The organism is Methylobacterium sp. E-012, from assembly GCF_057836545.1.
Genome location: NZ_JBYQEY010000001.1, coordinates 2,030,364 through 2,047,852 on the forward strand (window position 1 = coordinate 2,030,364; position 17,489 = coordinate 2,047,852).

The window sequence follows — 17,489 nt, forward strand, 5'->3', positions numbered from 1 at the left end:
TCCAATCCATCGAGGAGAGAGATCAATGCCTGCTGTGAACCGCGAGCCTCACAAAAAGGGCGACTTCCTGGTCGATTACGAGGAGAAGGTCTTCGAGGACGTCAAGGCCGAGCCGGGCCAGAAGGCGCTGGTGACCTTCCACACCGTCGCGTTCGAGGGCTCCATCGGCCTCGTGAACCTGCTCCAGGCCACCCGTCTGCAGCGCAAGGGCTTCGAGACCTCGATCCTTCTCTACGGACCCGGCATCACGCTCGGTGTCCAGCGCGGCTTCCCGCGGCTCGGCGACGAGGCCTTCCCGGGGCACCTCAACTTCAACAACCAGCTCGAGAAGTTCATGGCCGAGGGTGGCAAGGTCTACGCCTGCCGGTTCTCGACCCAGGCCCTCTACGGTCACGGCGAGGCCGCCTTCATCGAGGGTATCCGCATGATCAACCCCCTCGATGTCCTGGACTGCATCCTCCTGCACAAGCGCGACAATGCGGTGATCATCGACACCTGGACCGTCTGACCGGCCCGGTTGCACCCAGTCCGGGACGTCGCATCCGGCGGCTGCGCGCGACGCGGCCGCCGTCACAGCCGGAGGATCACCCATGTCGGACAACCGGATCGTGCGAGCCGCCGCCGTCCAGATCGCGCCGGATCTCGACCGGCCAGAGGGGACCCTGGAGCGGGTGCTCAATGCGATCAACGAGGCCGCCGCCAAGGGGGCGCGTTTCATGGTCTTCCCCGAGACCTTCGTGCCCTACTATCCCTACTTCTCCTTCGTGCTGCCGCCGGCGATGCAGGGCGCCGAGCACCTGCGCCTCTACGAGCGGGCCGTGACGGTGCCGGGGCCCGTCACCCAGGCCGTCTCCGCCGCCGCACGCCGCCACGGGGCGGTGATCGTGCTCGGCGTCAACGAGCGCGATCACGGTTCGCTCTACAACGCGCAGCTGATCTTCGATGCCGACGGGAGCCTCAAGCTCAAGCGCCGCAAGATCACCCCGACCTACCATGAGCGCATGATCTGGGGTCAGGGCGACGGCGCAGGCCTCACCGTGGTCGACACGGCGGTGGGGCGCGTCGGCGCGCTGGCCTGCTGGGAGCACTACAATCCGCTCGCCCGCTACGCCCTGATGGTGCGCCATGAGGAGATCCACGCGGCGCAGTTCCCGGGCTCGCTCGTGGGCCAGATCTTCGCCGACCAGATGGAGGTGACGATCCGCCACCACGCCCTGGAGGCGGCCTGCTTCGTGGTCAACGCCACGGGCTGGCTCACCGACGCGCAGGTGGAGCAGGTCTGCCCGGACGAGCGCCTGCGCGGCGCCTGCCGCGGCGGCAACTGCACCGCCATCGTCTCGCCCGAGGGCCGGCACCTCGCGGAGCCGCTGGGCGCCGGCGAGGGCATCCTGATCGCCGATATGGACCTCGCGCTGGTGACCAAGCGCAAGCGGATGATGGACTCCGTCGGCCACTACGCGAGGCCCGAACTCCTCAGCCTGCTCCACGACGACCGCCCGGCCTCGTTCGTGCACCAGCCGATCCGTTCCCAGACCGATTTCCGGAGCCTCGACCATGAGCAGTTCTCCGCTTCCGACGAGCCTCCCCACGTGCCCGTCGGTGGTGGCGGGCCTGGTCGGGATGCCAACGGAACGCCTGATCAACGCGTTGCAATCCTACGGCGTTAGGCTCGCCGACAGCCGCGCCGGGGCCCCGAGCCGCCGCGGCGGGGCCGGGCCATCGGACCACAAGGCCATGACCATCGCGGGGCGCACCGTGATGGTGCCGGTCCACACTGAGGCCGCCTTCGAGTCGCCCTTCCTGGTCCGCCGCCCGGACGCCAACGGGGTCTCGGTGATCGAGCATGACGGCGTGGTGATCGGGCAGGCGACCTTTCCGGGTAAGCCGCGCTTCTACGCGCTCTCGACCTTCGACGGCGTGCCCTATTCGAAGATCGCCGTGCTGCACGGGCGGGACGTGCTAGCCACCACGGTGCTCCAGACCTGCATCCGCTACGCGAGCCGCACCAAGACCTGCCAGTTCTGCTCGATCGGCCAATCGCTCGCCGCCGGCCGCACCGTCGCGCACAAGACGCCCGAACAGCTCGCCGAGGTCGCCCGCGCGGCCGTACTCCTCGACGGCGTCAGGCACATGGTCATGACGACCGGCACCCCGAACGCCACCGACCGGGGCGCCGCCGTGCTCTGCGAGAGCGCCTTCGCGGTCAAAGCCGCGGTCGACCTGCCGATCCAGGCCCAGTGCGAGCCGCCGGATGACGACCGCTGGTTCGAGCGCATGAAAGCGTCGGGCATCGATGCCCTCGGCATGCACCTGGAGGCCGTCACGCCCGAGATCCGGGCCCGGATCATGCCCGGCAAGGCCGGCGTGCCGCTGGAGCGGTACTTCGACGCCTTCGCGGCGGCCGTGCCGGTCTTCGGGCGGGGTCAGGTCTCGACCTACATCCTGGCGGGCCTCGGCGATGCGCCGGAGGCGATCCTGGCGATGGCCGAGCGCCTGATCGGGATGGACGTCTACCCGTTCGTCGTGCCGTTCGTGCCGATCTCCGGGACCCCCCTGGAGAGCCACCCGGCGCCCGGCCCCGACTTCATGCACGCCATCCTGGCGCCGCTCGCCGCCATGCTGGCCACCGCAGATCTGCGCTCCACCGACATCAAAGCGGGTTGCGGGCGCTGCGGCGCCTGCTCGGCGCTCTCCACCTACGAGCGGGCAGGGACGGCATCGTGATCCTCGAACCGGTGCCGCCCTACTGGCCCAGCCACTTCCGCATTAAATTCGCCACGGGTGCATGGGAGCGCCGCGCCTGCGCGGCCCTGCGCCGCCAAGTCTTCTGCGCGGAGCAGCGCATCTTCACCGATGACGACCGCGACGCCGTCGACGCCCACGCGATCCCGATCTGCGCTCTCTCGACCCTCGGCGGCGACGCCGACTCCGTCGTCGGCACCGTGCGCATCCACGAAGGTCAGGAGCGTCCCGGCGAGTGGTGGGGTTCGCGCCTGGCCGTCGCCGGTCCGTTCCGCGGCACCGCCGCTTTGGGCGCCGGGCTCATCCAGGTCGCGGTCTCCTCGGCCCGCGCGCGGGGCTGCACCCGGTTCCTGGCCCATGTGCAGGACCGCAACGTACCCTTGTTCGAAGCCCTGCACTGGACGAGCCTCGACGCGGTCGACCTGCACGGGCGGCCGCATCACCTGATGCAGGCAGATCTCGCGGCCTACCCGCCGATGCACGATCCCGAGCACGGGCTCGTCACGTTCCGTAAGGCCGCCTGATGGCGGCGGGCTTCGACCTCCAGGCCCTGGCTCGCCAGATCCGCGACGCGCGCGGCGTCGCGCACAAGTGCGACATCGATGCCGTTGTCGCCCGGCTCGGGCTGAACGTCCGGCGCGCCACGGTGCCGGTCGGTGACGATTGCGCCGCCATACCGGATGGCGACGGCCACCTGCTGTTCGCCATCGAGGGCTTCCTCGACAGCTTCGTCGCGGCCGATCCGTACTTCGCCGGCTATTGCGGCATCATGGTCAACCTCAGCGACATCGCCGCCATGGGCGGGCGCCCGCTCGCCGTGGTCGACGCGCTGTGGAGCCGGGATGCCGCGGCGGCGGACCCGATCCTGGCTGGCCTGTCCGACGCGGCGGCGCTCTACGGCGTCCCGATCGTCGGCGGTCATACCAATACCCGGGCCGATACGGGCAACCTCGCGGTCGCGGTGCTCGGCCGGGCCGGCCGGCGCCTGCTCACGAGTTTCGACGCGGCGCCCGGCGATGACCTCGTTGCGGCGATCGACCTGCGCGGGCGCTTCCGCGACCCGTACCCGTACTGGGACGCTTCGACCGGCACAGCCGGCGAGCGTCTGCGCGGTGATCTGGCGTTGTTGCCGGGCCTCGCCGAGGACGGGCTCTGCCGGGCGGCCAAGGACATCAGCATGGCGGGTGTCGTCGGCACCGCCCTGATGCTGCTCGAATGCTCGAACGTCGGCGGCGTCATAGATCTCGACGCAATCCCGCGGCCGGCCGATGTGCCGCTCGATCGCTGGCTCACCGCCTTCCCGAGCTTCGGCTACCTCCTGAGCGTGCACCCTGAGCGTACGCCCGCCATCCGCGCGCGGTTCGCCGAACGGGACATCGCGGTCGCAACGGTGGGTCAGCTCGACGCCAGCCGGGTCGCCCGCGTGCGCGATGCCGCCGGCGGAGATGCCGTGGTCTGGGACTTCGCGCTCAGCCCGCTGATCGGCTGCGGCCAGGACGGCCTGGGTGCCGTCCGATGACGGCCCTGCGCATCGCCGTCCTGACCCATTCCACCAATCCGCGGGGCGGCGTCGCGCATTGCCTCGCCCTTGCCGAGGCCCTGTGCGCGCTCGGGCACGAGGCGGCGGTCCACGCGCCTGATCCGTCCGGGCGCGGCTTCTTTCGCGCAGCCGCCTGCCCGACGGTCTCGGTGGCCGCACAGCCGGTCGGCGGCACGACGGTCGACCGGGTGCGGGCTCGCATCGACGATTACCTGCGCCACTTCGCGTCCCCCGCTGCCTGTGATTTCGATGTCTTTCACGCCCATTGCGGCATCGGCGGCAATGCGCTCGCGACGCTCAAGGACCGCCGCCTGATCCCCGGCTTCGTGCGGACGGTCCACCACGTCGACAGCTTCGCAGACCCGGTGCTCGCGGACTGGCAGGATCGCTCCATTCGGGAGGCCACGCACCTGCTCTCCGTCAGCCACGCCTGGGCCGACCGGATCGCGGACGATTGCGGTACGGAGGTCGGCGTCGTCGGGAACGGGGTGGACCTGTCGATCTACCGAGAGGCGCCGACCGAAGCCGACACGATCGTGCGGGAGCGCTGGGGCATCGGCGTCGGGCCGGTCGTCCTGAGCGTCGGCGGATTCGAGGCGCGTAAGAACACGGCTGGGATCATCGAGGCTTTCGCGCTCCTGCGTCGACGTCACCGCCAAGCGCAGCTCGTGGTCGTCGGCGGCGCATCGCTCCTCGACCACGCCTCCTACGGCGCCCGCTGCCGCACCGCGCTGAGGGAACACGGGCTCGTGGTCGGGCGCGGCGAGGCGGTGATCGAGACCGGGCCCGTCTCGCAGGAGGAAATGCCGGCCTTCTATCGCAGGGCGGATGTTCTCGCCTTTCCCTCCTGGACGGAGGGCTTCGGGCTCTGCGTGCTGGAGGCGATGGCCTGCGGTACCCCGACGATCGTCTCTCGCCGGCCGCCCTTCACCGAGTACCTCCAGGCCGACGACGCCCTCTTCGTCGATCCCGGCGATCCCCGTGACATCGCCGACGCCATGACGGCCGCCCTGGCACCGATGACGCGCGCCGGCCTGCGCGCCGCCGGTTCGGCCCGGGCCGCCGCCCATTCCTGGCGCGCCTGCGCCGAGCGTCACCTCGGGACCTACGCGGCCTGCGCACGCGTCGAACGGGAGCCGATCCATGCCTGAGATGCACGTCCACATCCGTTGGCCCGATGGACGGCGGGAGGCCTGCTATTCGCCCTCCCTCGTCGTGAGGGATTTTCTCACGGTCGGCGAGCGCTACGCCCTCGGCGACTTCGTCGAGAAAACCCGTACGGCCCTCACGATCGCGAGCGAGCGGGTGCGCGAGACATACGGCTTCGCGTGCCCGTCGGCGATGGCCCAACGCGCCCGGATCGAGGCCGCGGCGCAGCGGCAGGACCCCGGCGGCCTTGTCACGGTCGAGAACTTCGAACCCTGAACCCGGCGCCTCCCCTCGAACCATCGCGGAGTTAGAGCCATGACGTCCACGCCCCGTCACGTCCCGGTCGCCATCGTCGGCGGTGGCCAGGCCGGCCTCTCGGTCAGCTATCACCTGAAGCAGCGCGGGATCGATCATCTCGTCTTCGAGAAGCAGACGGCCGCACACACGTGGTCGAGCCAGCGCTGGGACACGTTCTGCTTGGTCACGCCGAACTGGCAATGCGACCTGCCGGGCCATCCCTATGATGGGCCGGATCCGGACGGATTCATGAGGAAGGACGAGATCGTCGCGTACCTCGAGGGCTTCGTCGCCAAGGTGAATCCGCCGATCCGCGAGGGCGTCGCGGTCACACGCGTCGCACGCGCCGAAGACGGGATCTTCTCGGTCCACACGTCGGACGGCGATTACACGGCGAACGAGATCGTCGTCGCCTCGGGCGGCTATCACACGCCGATCATCCCGCGCATGGCCGAGAAGCTGCCGCCGACGGTGACGCAGATTCACTCGAACCAATACCGGAATCCGGCCCAGCTGCCCGAGGGCGAGGTCCTCGTGGTCGGCTCCGGGCAGTCCGGCGCGCAGATCGCCGAGGATCTGCATCTGGCGGGCCGTAAGGTTCATTGCGCGGTGGGCGATGCACCGCGCTGCGCCCGGTTCTACCGCGGTCGCGACGTCGTCACTTGGCTCGCCGATATGGGCTATTACGAGATGACCGTCGACAACCATCCGCTGCGCGACGGCGTTCGCGACAACACCAATCACTACGTGACCGGTCGCGACGGCGGCCGGGATATCGACCTGCGCCGCTTCGCCAAGGAGGGCATGAAGCTCTACGGCGTGCTGGACGATTATGACGACGGGACTCTGCGATTCCGCGACAACCTCAAGCGCTCACTCGAGGCGGCCGACCGGACATACAACGGCATCAACGCGGCCATCGACAAGTACATCGCCGAGAACAACGTCGACGCCCCGGTACAGGAGCATTACACCCCCGTTTGGGAACCGGACGAGCCCGTCACAGGCCTCGCCCTGGCGGGCTCGGGCATCACCGCGATCGTCTGGTGCATCGGCTTCACGCCGGACTTCCGGTGGCTCGACGCGTCCGTTTTCAACGGTGCGGGGAGCCCCAAACACAAGCGTGGCGTGACGAAGGAGGACGGCGTCTACTTCATCGGACTGCCCTGGCTGAACACCTGGGGCTCCGGCCGCTTCGGCGCGGTCGGCCGCGATGCCGAGTTCGTCGCGCAGGCCATCCAGAAACGCCTCGGCGCTGAGCGCTTCGCCCTGAAGTTCGCCGTGTAGGCCGGGTGCCCCCGCGGCGGCGCCTCCGTCGCTTCCTCTCCGATGCGGGGAAATGAAGCCCTGAAACCTGCTGCCGTGCCGCCTTTCAGAGGCGTGCGGGCGATGGCCGCTGCGTCTGCCCATCAGGCTCGATGCATCCCCCATCGAATGCTGCCCGCTGCACAATGGGTATGGCGCATCTCGCGACGAATGGTCGGTCGGAGAATCGGCGCTGCGAGAGGCTGACGAGACACCGCCATCGGGTGTCGATCGCTCAGGCCTTCACCAGCGTGACGGATGGATTCCGATGGGCCGCACTCCTTCGCATCGCCGGAATGCCGGAGCCATACGTTTCCGTGCCGGCATTTTGCCAGTCCGGTTGCCGACAAGCGTGCTCTCAACGCAACACGAGTAAGTCTCCTTGTATCGACCGCTATTTTTACAGTCGACTCTAAGTCAAACAATGGCACACTCACAGTCGATATGGAAATACGTACAAATTGATCGCGTTTCCATACAAACAAGACCCTGCGGTCCAACAACACAACCTGTCGAAAGCTGCGCCGGGGTTTTTTCGGCGAACGGGAACGCTCGGCCCGCGCCCGGCGAAAAGGGGATTGAGGATGCTGAACAGGATCACGGCAACGCTCGCGGGCGCTGCGGCCGTCGCACTGAGCGCCACGGCCGCCTTCGCCCAAGCAACAACGATTCCGGGCGAGCAGGTCGGCCTCGCCGCCGGCGCGCCGTTGCCCGAGGGCCTCTACGCGGTGGACACCTTCATCTACCGTCGCACCGATCAGCCGTTCTCGCCCGACACCGCGATCAACGTCCCGTTCCTGCTCTGGTCGACCCCGCTGACCCCGCTCGGTGGCCGTATCGAAGCCCTCATCGCGCAGCCCACCGTGTTCGCCTTCACCCGCAACGGCGCCGGCCAGCGCAACAAGGACATCTCGATCAACGTCGGTACCCTGCTCGCCGGCATCTGGGCGTTCGACCTCGGCAACAATTTCGGCGTCAGTTTCCTGGGTGGCGTTCACCTGAACGACCTCGATGCCGGCCGCGGTTCACTTGGGACCGGCTTGTCCGGTACGCCGGTTCTGCCGCAACTCTCGTCGAACACCTACCGGTTCGGCGTCGCCGGCAGCTATACCGGCGACGGCTGGAACATCACCGCCAACCTGACCGGCAACGTCTACGACACCCCCGGCCGCTTCGGCGGTCCGGTCGGCGCCGCGATCGGCCCGATCCGCCTCTCGGATGCCATCCTGCTCGATCTGACCGCCACGAAGAAGTTCGGGAACTTCGAGATCGGCCCGATCGCCTACGGCGTCTACAATTTCGACACGAGCCAGTTCAGTGCGGCGAGCGGCAATCGCGGCCGCTTCGCGGTCGGTGGCCTCGTCGGCTACGACTTCAAGGCCTTCACCGTTCAGGCCTACGTGGCCCGCGACGTGGTCACCGGCGCCCAATACACGAACGCCCTCGGACGGACGCGCGACAACTACTCGACCGATGGCTTTCTCCGGTTCATCGTCCCGCTCTACACGCCTCCGGCGCCGGCTGCGGTGGTATCGCCGCTGGTCCGCAAGGGCTGACGCCCGGTAATCCTTCACCGCGGTCCATACGGGGCCGCAGTGCGCACAGTATCGAAGTGGACATCCTTCCCAGGTTCCATGCTTCGATAGGGGCCGAGCGGCCCGGTCTCAACAGCTAAACCCGCTCGGCCCCGCCCGTTCATGCTGAGTTGCGCGCCCGCGGGAAATCCTGGGCCGAAGGTCCCCGGAAGCAGCGCAGCGATCGCGGACAGGGTAGAGTTCAAGCTTCGGCGGGTCATCATGGTCGGCGTCTCCGATCCGGGACGGTCGGTGCAGGACGTGCCGTCCATGGTCGTCGTCGCCGCGGCGCCGCTACATCGGATGCTCGCCGGCGCTCGCCCAAGAGCGTGACCCGACGGCCATGCCTGCCTATCGGCAGGCAGATCGCGCGCCGCGCCCCACGGTGAAGGCAACGCTCCGCCGGGCGGGTGGGCGGCTCAGTCGTGGTGCCCGCATCCGCAACCCGGTGCATGCGCGCCGCCGGGCCAGCGGGACGCCCGGATTACGCTGCAGAAGTTCCCCTTCACGAAGCCCGGCTCCTTGTCGGCGATGACATCGGCCTTGACGTTGCCGAAGGTCGTGTCCGGCTTGTGCTTGATGCCATCGTAGAAGGCTTGGATGATGTCCTCCTTGAAGTCGGGCGTGCGGGGGAAGGCCGAGACGACCGCCTCCCGCTCGGCGTCGGAATACTGGCCGTGGGTCAGGCCGAGGACATCCATCTCGACGCCTGCCGTCACCAGCGCGACCACCGGGTGCATGTGGACCGGGATGCCAGGTGTGGTGTGGAGCGCGATTGCCGTCCAGACGGTGTAGACGTCCGTCTCCGGCACGCCGTGCGATTTAAGGAAATCGCGGGCGGCGTTGGCGCCGTCCACCTCGAAGCGCTCCTCGGCACTGCTGTGGTCCGGCATCAGCCCGAGGTCGTGGAACATGGCGCCCGCATAGAGCAGCTCACGGTCGAACGTCAGCCCGCGATGGACGCCGGCGAGCGCCCCGAACTGATAGACTCGGCTCGAATGGTTGAAGAGCAGCTCGGTCTCGGTGTCGCGGACGAACGCGGTGATCGCCCGGGCGAGCGTGCTATCGGGGATGGCGGCCTCGGAATGGATGCTCACGGCGGATCTCCTTTGCGTCGGTCCTCCCGATGAGCTACGGGGTTCCGCGGGTGGCATCAATCGTCTTGTTGCGACGATTTCTGCCATCGTACGCACATCGTCAGCCATGGAGCCCGCATGGCCCCCCGATCCGTCGCCGTCCTGGCGCTTCCCGGTGTTCAGCTCCTCGACGTGGCCGGCCCCCTCGACGTCTTCGCCGAGGCGAACGCGCAGAGCGGCCGGGATGTCTACGACCTGGCCATCATCGGGACGGAGCCTGGCCACATCATCTCGTCGTCCGGTCGCGGCCTGGTCGCGGACCTGGTTGCACCCGGTGCCGAGCTGACGCGCCTCGACACCCTCTTGGTGGCGGGCGCACCCCGGATACAGGAGCTCCGGATCCGGGCCGATCTCCTGGACTGGCTCCGGCGGGCTGCGGGGCGCTGCCGGCGCTACGGCTCGGTCTGCAGCGGGGCGTTCCTCCTGGGGCACGCGGGCCTGCTAGACGGCCGCCGGGTGACGACGCACTGGGCCGTGGCGGAGGTGCTGGCGGAGCGGTTTCCTGAAGCGACTGTCGAGCCGGACGCGATCTGCCTGTTCGACGGGCCGCTGCGAACCGCGGCCGGGGTCACGGCCGGGCTCGATCTCGCCCTCGCGCTCGTCGAGGAGGACCTCGGCGCGGAGATCGCACGCCGGGTCGCGGCCCAACTCGTCATGTTCTTCAAGCGCGGCGGCGGTCAGATGCAATTCAGCCGTCGTGGCGTCAGCGCCCCAGCCGGCCGCTCGGCCCTGCAGGAGGTGCAGCGTTGGGTCGCGACGCGCCCGGCCGAGGATCACGGCGTCGACCGCCTCGCCGAGCGGGCGGGGATGAGCCCTCGCCACTTCGCGCGCCTGTTCCGGGCCGAGGCCGGTCTCACGCCCGCTGCCTACGTCGAGAATGTCCGGATCGAGGCTGTCCGCCGGCTCCTTGAGACCGAGGATGCCCCCCTGAAGCAGGTTGCGGGTGCCTGCGGATTCCGCGACGCCGACACGCTCCGGCGGGCGTTCGTGCGCCGAGTCGGCACGACGCCGGCGGAATACCGGCGCAGACACGCACCCGCCTGACGGTGGACTGATCGTCGCGCGGGCTGCGGCGCATCCGCTTCCTTGCCGTGGTTACCCGGAGGGAGGCCAGCCGCTTTCGGCCATGAATGGCGGCACAGGCACCGGGATTTGCCCGCGTGAGGGACAGCCACACGGGGTATTCCCATCGATCGGGATCAGGGGCCCGGCAGAGCTACGGGCGGAGCCGATCCTCCCTGTTCGGGGGAGGCATACGGAGCGGCCGGTCTGCTAGGCCGCTGCACGACCGGCCATGTAGCTGCGCCAGCCGCCGAATTGCGTGATGTCGGCCGCACCCGCGACGCCGGCCGCCTCGACCAGGAACCCCTTCGGCGCCGTCCCGTCTGCGAGCCGCACAGTGCCGATACCGAGCGGTGCCGGGATGCCGGCCACGAAGGTTGCGAAGGCGACGGGTGGCAGCGCCCAGACCTCCGTCTCGATCGCACCCCCTTCGCCGGCGCCCACCCGAAGCAGGCCCGGGCGCTGCGGCGGCCCGCCCAATAGGGCGTAGAAGCGATAGTCCGGTTCGGTCGTGACCGTGCGCAGGTACCGAGCGCCGCGCTCGGCCAGTTCCCGGTTCAGAGGTAGACCCGACAAATGGGCGCCAACGACCGCCAACTCGATTTCCCCCGGACCGGCCTGGACCGAGCCGAGTTCGACCTCGGGCACGGGCATCGTGCCCGCGCCGATCCGGCCGGCGGACGCGGCGTGCAGGCGGGCGCCCAGCGCCACGAGCAGCCCGTCAGACCCGCGGGGTGCGAGAAGCGTGATCCCGGCCGGAAAGCCGTCGGCGCGGAGCCGCCCCGGGACCGCCAGAGCGCACCAGTCGAGCAAATTGACGAAATTCGTATAGGTCCCGAGTTCGCTGTTCGGCCCGATGGGATCGTCAATCAACGCCGCGCAGGTTTGCGGGCGCGGGTAGGTCGGGACCGCCAGCACGTCGACGCGGTCCCAGACCGCGTCCGCTGACTGGCGCAGCTCCGCCAGGCTGTAAAGCCCGGCGAAAGCGTCTGCGGCGCTGTAGCGATGTGCAGCGCCGATCACCGCCCGCGTTGTCGGATGCAGGATCCCGGGGCGCGTCTCCATCACCGGGCGGATCGCCGCGTAACGCTCGGCGACCCACGGCCCATCGTAGAGCAGCGCCGCGACGGCGAACATCGGCGCGAAATCAATGGGGGCCCCCTTGCCGGCGAGCACTTCGAGATCGGCGACCGTCGCCGCGAAGGCCGCTTGCGAAAGTCCGTCGCCACCGAACCGAAGACCCGCTGCATCCGGCACACCCAGGCGCAGGCCGGGGGGAAGTCCGGACGGCGCCGCGGCTACGGGTAGCGCCCGCGACCAGGGATCGGCGCTGTCGGGACCCAGCATCACGCGGAAGGCTGCGTCGGCATCGGCCACGGTGCCGGCGAAGACCGACAGCGTATCGAGGGTCCGGCAGGCGGGCAGCATGCCGCGGCTCGAGACCGACCCGAGGGACGGCTTCAGACCCACGATGTTGTTGAGCGCCGCCGGCACCCGCCCCGAGCCCGCCGTGTCGGTCCCGAGCGCGAAGGACACGATCCCGTGGGCCACCGCGACGGCCGAGCCGCTGCTGGAGCCTCCGGGCACATAGGCCGGATCGATGGCATTGCGCGGAGCCGGATAGGGCGTGCGCAGGCCGACGAGCCCGGTGGCGAACTGGTCGAGGTTGGTCTTGCCGATGAGGATCGCCCCGGCTGCGAGGAGACGTGCCACCGCGTAGGCGGTCTCGGCGGGGGCGTAGGCGAAGTCCGGACAGGCGGCGGTGGTCGGCAGACCGGCCACGTCGATGTTGTCCTTGACCGCGAAGGGGACACCCCAGAGGGGCATCGATACGGGATCGAACGGCGGGAGCGCCGCCGCCTGCGCCTGCACCTCGGTTTCCGGCACCAGCGCGAGGAAGATGCCGGGATCATCGGCCGCGGCGAGCCGCCGGTAGCATTCGGCCACGACATCGCGCCGATCGAGGCCCGCGGCATAGGCGGCATGCAGGAGCGGAATCGTCGGGAATGGGGGCACGACAGCTCCTCGTCTCAGACCGGCGCGAAGGTTCAGGACTCGTCGCCGGTGGCGCGGTACCAGTCGAGGATCTCGCCACCCTGCATGAAGACCACATCGCTGCGCGCCGCGAGAGCATCGAGCAGACGTTCGAGCAGGCCGATGCGGTGCGGGACGCCGGTGATGTAGGGGTGGATCGCAAAGCCCATCACCTTGGCGCCACCGAGGGGGCCGGGGCCCGCCGCCTCCGTGGCGAGGCGGTCGAGGTTGATGAGGGCCCGGTCCACGAACTCGTCGGCGCGGTGGTGCTGGATGGCGAGCAGCGGGATGTCATTCAGTTCGACCGAGTAGGGCAGCGCCACGAGCGGACCGGTGCGCGTCGCCACCCGGCACGGGCGGTCGTCGACCACGAAGTCGCCGACATAGTCGAGGCCCGCGGCGTGGAGGTGATCGGGCGTGTCGAGGGTCTCGGTGAGGCCCGGCCCGAGCCAGCCCCGCGGCGGACGCCCAGTGACATCCGCGATGGCCGCAAGCGTGCGGGCGATCATCTCCGGCTGGTCCTCGACCCGGTGCGTCGGGACCTGGTGGAAGCCGTGGGCCATGAACTCCCAGCCGGCCTCGTGGGCCGCCTGAGCGATCCGCGGATACGCGGTGCAGACCGAGCCGTTGATCGACAGGGTCGGGCGGATACCGCGGCTGGTGAAGGCGTCGAGGAAGCGCCAGAAGCCGACCCGCATGCCGTACTCGTGCCACGCCCAGTTCGGCAGATCGGGCAGCAGGCTCGCTGCGGTGGGGGGCACCAGGATCTGGCGCGGCATGGGATTGTCGATCAGCCAGTGCTCGACATTGACCACGGGCCAGACGGCGACGTGCTTCCCGCCGGGCAACGTCAGGCGCGGCCGGTCGATGGTGGCGCGGTAGGCGAGGCGGTTCTCGGGCCGGCGGGGATCGTCGGGGCCCGTAGCCATCAGGCGGCAGCCTTCGGGGCGTGATAACTGTGGAGCTGCGCGGCCAGCATGCGGCGCAGATCGTTGAAGGCCGGGCTCGACACGTCGCGCCGCCGCGGCAGGCCGACATCGTACACCGCCTCGATCCGGCCGGGGCTGGGCGACATCATCACGATGCGGTCGGCCAGGAAGATCGCTTCCTCGATGGCGTGGGTGACGAACAGGACCGTCAGCCCCGTGCGCGACCAGAGGTCGAGCAACTCGTCCTGCAGCCGCTCGCGGGTCATGGCGTCCAGCGCACCGAACGGCTCGTCCATCAGCACCACCTCGGCCTCGTTGGCGAGCACCCGGGCGATGGCGACGCGCTGCTTCATCCCGCCCGAGAGCTGGTGCGGGTAGGCGTCCGCGAAGGCCTGTAGGCCGACGAGCGTGCTGTAGCGTTCGGCGATGTCGCGCACCTCTGCGGCGGGCCGGCCGCGGGCCTTCGGGCCAAAACCGATGTTGTCGCGCACGGTGAGCCAGGGGAACAGGCCGTAATCCTGGAAGACCATGCCGCGGCTCGGCCCGGGACCGGCGATGGGCTGCCCCCACATCACGGCTTCGCCCGAACTCGGCGTCTCGAAGCCGGCGGCCATGCGCAACAGCGTCGACTTCCCGCAGCCCGACGCGCCGAGCAGGCAGACGAACTCCCCGCGGGAGACGGTGAGATCGGCCTCGCGCAGAGCCTCGATCCTGCGGCCGCCGACCGCGTAGGTCTTCGAGACCGCGCGCATGTCGAGGATCGGAATCGTCGGATCAGCCATCGGAGTCATCCATGGGTCGGGCTCCAGGCGAGCAGCCGCCGGCCCAGGAGCATGACCAGCCAATCGGACACGAAGCCCGCCACGCCGATCACCGCCATGCCGCAAATCACGATCTCGGTGCGCGAGAGCTGGCGCGCCTCCATGATGATCGCCCCGAGACCGGTCTGGACGCCGGTCATCTCGCCGACCACGATCACCACCCAGGCGAAGCCGAGGCCGAGCCGGAGGCCCGTGAAGATCGACGGCAGGGACGCCGGCAGCACCACCCGGAGGAACTGGGCCGGCCCGGTGCAGCCCAGCATCGCCGCCGCCTCGAACAGGCGTGGCTCCACCGCGCGGACTCCGAACACGGTGTTGACCAGGATCGGGTAGAACGCCCCGAGGAACACCAGGAAGAAGGCCGATCGCGGCCCGAGCCCGAACAGGATCATCGCCAGCGGCAGCCACGCCGTGACCGGCACCGGCCGCAGGACCTGCAGGACCGGATCGAGGAGCGCCCGGATCAGCGGGATGCGGCCGATCAGCAAGCCGAGCGGCAGGGCGGCTGCGGCCGCGAGGGCGAAGCCGCCGTAAACGCGCCCCAGCGAGGCCGCGAGATGGGTCCAGAGGGTACCGCTGAAGGCATCGTCGTTGATGCCGCCGACCGCGAGATCCCGCATCTCCGCCCAGACATCGGCGGGGGGCGGGATCAGGCTGTAGGGCCGGCCGGCGGTGGTGAGCTGCCAGACCGTGAGAAGCACGGCCGGCACGATGCAGGCTAGCGCCAGCCGGCTCAGGCGCGCGAGCGCGACGCCGGTCCGGTCGGCCCGGGGCGCCTGCGGCACGGTCGCCGATACCGGCAGCCCGCCGACTTCGATTCCGGTGCTCACGCCCGCCCCATGGCATCGACGAACCGTGTGTCGATGAAGCCGGGCTCTGGCAGGCGCTTGATCTGCTTGAGCGCGAGCATGTGCTGCGCGTAGGCACCGGCCTGCCGGACCTCGTCCGGCCCAAGGCGCCAGGTTAGCTCGACGTTCGGTGCCGAGAGTTGCAGAGCCTCGCGCTTCTGACCTAGCTTTGCCACCGCCATGGCGATCATCGCGTCGCGGTCGCCGGCCGCGAAATCCGTGGCCTTGCGGTGGATCTCCAGCATGGTCCGGACGAGATCGGGTCGCTCGGTCAGCGTGTCGCGGTGGGCGCCGAACACCATGTTCAGGGCACCCATCTCGGTGCCGTAGGGATACTCGACGAGCTGGCCGACGCCGGAGGCGAGACTGACGCCCGGTCCGGGCTCGGCGCCGACATAGGCATCGACGTCGCCGCGCGCGAGCGCGATGTGCATTTCCGAGAAGGAGATCCGCACAGGCGTGATGTCCTTCACGGACAGTCCCTCCATCCGCATCCGCTCGAGGACGAACACCTCCTGGGTGCTGCCGGGCCAGATCGCGACCCGCTTGCCGCGCAGGTCCTTGATCGCGTGGATGTCGGAATCCTTCCTGGCGATCACCGCCATCCCGCGATTGCAGGTCGAGGCGATCACCACGATCGGTTCGCCCGCGGCGGCCCCGAGGGTGGCAGCGGCGATGCCGAAGGTGCCGAAATCCACCGACTTGGTGACGACGGCGTTCTTGCACTCGGTCGGGCTCTCGAAGGGAACCACCTCAACCGTTACGCCAGCCGGGGTGAAGCGGTCGTAGAAGCTCGGCGCGATCGAGTGGATCAGCTTGAGCGACCCCATCCGGATCGTGACGGGCGCGCCCTGGGCGCGGGCGCCGCACAGGGGTCCGAGGGCGAGGCCGGCCCCGAGACCGGCCAGGAGGGTGCGTCGGCGGATCATCGAACGGCTCCTGCAGGGTCCTGATCGCATCGATGCTAGGCGCGCGCCCTGTTGCAAGGAAGTGCTATTCCCTGAGCGTGCCGTTGCATTCTGGGCAACGGCACCGGAGGATACCGGTGTGAAGCGTCTGCGCACCCTCACATACGTCGCGGAAGTCGCCCGCGCCGGGTCGATTCGGCGCGCGGCGGAGCGGCTGAACCTGACGCCGTCGGCCCTGACCCGGCAGATCCAAGAGCTCGAATACGAGCTGGGCACGCCGATCTTCGAGCGCCTCCCGCAGGGGATGCGCCTCAACGCGGCCGGCGAGCTCTTCGCCCGTCACATCCGTGACCAGGCGGCGGATCTCGACCGGGTGCGATCGCAGATCGCCGACCTGTCGGGGGTGCGCCGGGGACATGTGGGTCTGGCTTGCAGTCAAGCCTTCGTCACGCAGGTGGTGCCGGAGGAGGTTGAGGCCTATCGCGCCAAGTTTCCCCAGGTCGGCTTCACCGTCCAGGTCCGCGACCACGCGCAGGCGGTGACCGCCCTGGCGGCATTCGAAGCGGATCTCGCCCTGATCCTGCAGCCGCCGCCCTCGGCGGAGCTGCATCTCCTCTTCTCCGGTCACCAGATCCTGTGCGCGCTGATGCGCAAGGGACATGCGCTGGCGCGGGAGACCGGACCCGTACGGCTGCGCGAGTGCCTGGCCCATGCCCTGGCGTTACCCGACCATTCGCTCGCCATCCGCCACCACATCGAGCATGCGCTCGCGCGGCGCGGGGTCGAGCTTCGCCCGGTCGTCGAATCGGGTTCGCTGGAGTTCCTGCGCAATCTCACTGCGCGGGAGGACGTGATCAGCTTGCAGATCCCCAGTGGAATCCCCCAGGATGCGCGCCTGCACAGCCGTCCAATCGACGTCCGTGATCTGACGCCGATGACACTGGTCCTCGCGCAGCTGCGCGGGCGGTCACTCTCCGTGGCTGCGGCGAAGTTTGCCGATCAGCTTGTTGCTCGGCTGAACCGGGACGCCGCCTGACGAGTCGTACCGCCCGAGGGTGCCAACGGTGGTCGATCTCGGGCCTCTCGGCTTCGAAGGACCAGAGGCCACGACGATGGGGGTCTACAGAGAGATCCGTCCATGAGC

The 17,489-nt window shown here is 69.4% G+C and carries 17 protein-coding genes; 11 read left to right on the forward strand and 6 right to left on the reverse strand.

From position 1 onward, the window contains the following. The first annotated feature begins 25 nt into the window (after positions 1-25). The 9 genes from AC3IF1_RS09685 (at position 26) to AC3IF1_RS09725 (ending at position 8,589) form a co-directional block, all read left to right on the forward strand. Positions 26-508 (forward strand): MSMEG_0572/Sll0783 family nitrogen starvation response protein, encoded by a 483-nt coding sequence (locus tag AC3IF1_RS09685; protein ID WP_058191264.1) that lies wholly within the window; start codon positions 26-28, stop codon positions 506-508. 82 nt (positions 509-590) lie between these two features. Next, on the forward strand, positions 591-1,667 hold the full coding sequence (locus AC3IF1_RS09690) for a Nit6803 family nitrilase (RefSeq protein WP_489217370.1): 1,077 nt from the start codon (positions 591-593) through the stop codon (positions 1,665-1,667). Continuing rightward, positions 1,621-2,724: an MSMEG_0568 family radical SAM protein gene (locus AC3IF1_RS09695; RefSeq protein WP_489220361.1), complete on the forward strand. Its 1,104-nt coding sequence runs from the start codon at positions 1,621-1,623 to the stop codon at positions 2,722-2,724. The genes AC3IF1_RS09690 and AC3IF1_RS09695 overlap by 47 nt, the downstream gene beginning before the upstream one ends. Further along, on the forward strand, positions 2,721-3,266 hold the full coding sequence (locus AC3IF1_RS09700) for an MSMEG_0567/Sll0786 family nitrogen starvation N-acetyltransferase (RefSeq protein WP_489217371.1): 546 nt from the start codon (positions 2,721-2,723) through the stop codon (positions 3,264-3,266). Before AC3IF1_RS09695 ends, AC3IF1_RS09700 begins: the two co-directional genes overlap by 4 nt. Further along, positions 3,266-4,261 (forward strand): sll0787 family AIR synthase-like protein, encoded by a 996-nt coding sequence (locus AC3IF1_RS09705; protein ID WP_489217372.1) that lies wholly within the window; start codon positions 3,266-3,268, stop codon positions 4,259-4,261. Before AC3IF1_RS09700 ends, AC3IF1_RS09705 begins: the two co-directional genes overlap by 1 nt. Then, positions 4,258-5,433: an MSMEG_0565 family glycosyltransferase gene (locus tag AC3IF1_RS09710; protein WP_489217373.1), complete on the forward strand. Its 1,176-nt coding sequence runs from the start codon at positions 4,258-4,260 to the stop codon at positions 5,431-5,433. The genes AC3IF1_RS09705 and AC3IF1_RS09710 overlap by 4 nt, the downstream gene beginning before the upstream one ends. Beyond that, entirely contained in the window at positions 5,426-5,707 is a 282-nt protein-coding gene (locus tag AC3IF1_RS09715; RefSeq protein WP_489217374.1) for an MSMEG_0570 family nitrogen starvation response protein, read from the forward strand. The genes AC3IF1_RS09710 and AC3IF1_RS09715 overlap by 8 nt, the downstream gene beginning before the upstream one ends. A gap of 39 nt (positions 5,708-5,746) precedes the next feature. Further along, positions 5,747-7,015 (forward strand): MSMEG_0569 family flavin-dependent oxidoreductase, encoded by a 1,269-nt coding sequence (locus AC3IF1_RS09720; protein ID WP_489217375.1) that lies wholly within the window; start codon positions 5,747-5,749, stop codon positions 7,013-7,015. A gap of 602 nt (positions 7,016-7,617) precedes the next feature. Next, the gene (locus AC3IF1_RS09725) at positions 7,618-8,589 is read left to right on the forward strand and encodes a transporter family protein (protein WP_243970240.1); all 972 of its coding nucleotides are present in this window, start codon (positions 7,618-7,620) and stop codon (positions 8,587-8,589) included. Between the two features lie 437 nt (positions 8,590-9,026). Here the strand turns inward: AC3IF1_RS09725 and AC3IF1_RS09730 are convergent, their stop codons facing one another. Then, positions 9,027-9,704 (reverse strand): HD domain-containing protein, encoded by a 678-nt coding sequence (locus AC3IF1_RS09730; protein WP_489217376.1) that lies wholly within the window; start codon positions 9,702-9,704, stop codon positions 9,027-9,029. A 117-nt stretch (positions 9,705-9,821) separates the two neighbouring features. Between AC3IF1_RS09730 and AC3IF1_RS09735 the strand changes: the two genes are divergently transcribed. Then, entirely contained in the window at positions 9,822-10,787 is a 966-nt protein-coding gene (locus AC3IF1_RS09735) for a GlxA family transcriptional regulator (protein ID WP_489217377.1), read from the forward strand. Positions 10,788-11,015: 228 nt separating this feature from the next. Here the strand turns inward: AC3IF1_RS09735 and atzF are convergent, their stop codons facing one another. Genes atzF through AC3IF1_RS09760 form a run of 5 tightly spaced genes read right to left on the reverse strand, consistent with a single transcriptional unit; the run spans position 11,016 to position 16,366 of the window. Further along, a complete protein-coding gene (atzF, locus tag AC3IF1_RS09740; RefSeq protein ID WP_489217378.1) occupies positions 11,016-12,821 on the reverse strand; it encodes an allophanate hydrolase in 1,806 nt (601 codons plus the stop codon). A gap of 32 nt (positions 12,822-12,853) precedes the next feature. After that, positions 12,854-13,768, reverse strand: coding sequence for a polysaccharide deacetylase family protein (locus AC3IF1_RS09745; RefSeq protein WP_489217379.1), 915 nt, complete (start codon positions 13,766-13,768; stop codon positions 12,854-12,856). Further along, on the reverse strand, positions 13,768-14,550 hold the full coding sequence (locus AC3IF1_RS09750; RefSeq protein ID WP_489217380.1) for an ABC transporter ATP-binding protein: 783 nt from the start codon (positions 14,548-14,550) through the stop codon (positions 13,768-13,770). Before AC3IF1_RS09750 ends, AC3IF1_RS09745 begins: the two co-directional genes overlap by 1 nt. A gap of 5 nt (positions 14,551-14,555) precedes the next feature. Beyond that, positions 14,556-15,419, reverse strand: coding sequence for an ABC transporter permease (locus tag AC3IF1_RS09755; RefSeq protein WP_489217381.1), 864 nt, complete (start codon positions 15,417-15,419; stop codon positions 14,556-14,558). Beyond that, a complete protein-coding gene (locus tag AC3IF1_RS09760) occupies positions 15,416-16,366 on the reverse strand; it encodes an ABC transporter substrate-binding protein (protein ID WP_489217382.1) in 951 nt (316 codons plus the stop codon). The genes AC3IF1_RS09755 and AC3IF1_RS09760 overlap by 4 nt, the downstream gene beginning before the upstream one ends. Positions 16,367-16,484: 118 nt before the next feature. Between AC3IF1_RS09760 and AC3IF1_RS09765 the strand changes: the two genes are divergently transcribed. Continuing rightward, entirely contained in the window at positions 16,485-17,381 is an 897-nt protein-coding gene (locus tag AC3IF1_RS09765) for a LysR family transcriptional regulator (RefSeq protein ID WP_243970228.1), read from the forward strand. Positions 17,382-17,489: the final 108 nt, after the last annotated feature.

Bases quoted from the DNA above. Each gene is read 5' to 3' on its own strand.
- AC3IF1_RS09685 (WP_058191264.1), top strand. From the start codon at position 26: ATGCCTGCTGTGAACCGCGAGCCTCACAAAAAGGGCGACTTCCTGGTC.
- AC3IF1_RS09690 (WP_489217370.1), top strand. From the start codon at position 591: ATGTCGGACAACCGGATCGTGCGAGCCGCCGCCGTCCAGATCGCGCCG.
- AC3IF1_RS09695 (WP_489220361.1), top strand. From the start codon at position 1,621: ATGCCAACGGAACGCCTGATCAACGCGTTGCAATCCTACGGCGTTAGG.
- AC3IF1_RS09705 (WP_489217372.1), top strand. From the start codon at position 3,266: ATGGCGGCGGGCTTCGACCTCCAGGCCCTGGCTCGCCAGATCCGCGAC.
- AC3IF1_RS09710 (WP_489217373.1), top strand. From the start codon at position 4,258: ATGACGGCCCTGCGCATCGCCGTCCTGACCCATTCCACCAATCCGCGG.
- AC3IF1_RS09715 (WP_489217374.1), top strand. From the start codon at position 5,426: ATGCCTGAGATGCACGTCCACATCCGTTGGCCCGATGGACGGCGGGAG.
- AC3IF1_RS09720 (WP_489217375.1), top strand. From the start codon at position 5,747: ATGACGTCCACGCCCCGTCACGTCCCGGTCGCCATCGTCGGCGGTGGC.
- AC3IF1_RS09725 (WP_243970240.1), top strand. From the start codon at position 7,618: ATGCTGAACAGGATCACGGCAACGCTCGCGGGCGCTGCGGCCGTCGCA.
- AC3IF1_RS09735 (WP_489217377.1), top strand. From the start codon at position 9,822: ATGGCCCCCCGATCCGTCGCCGTCCTGGCGCTTCCCGGTGTTCAGCTC.
- AC3IF1_RS09745 (WP_489217379.1), bottom strand. From the start codon at position 13,768: ATGGCTACGGGCCCCGACGATCCCCGCCGGCCCGAGAACCGCCTCGCC.
- AC3IF1_RS09750 (WP_489217380.1), bottom strand. From the start codon at position 14,550: ATGGCTGATCCGACGATTCCGATCCTCGACATGCGCGCGGTCTCGAAG.
- AC3IF1_RS09760 (WP_489217382.1), bottom strand. From the start codon at position 16,366: ATGATCCGCCGACGCACCCTCCTGGCCGGTCTCGGGGCCGGCCTCGCC.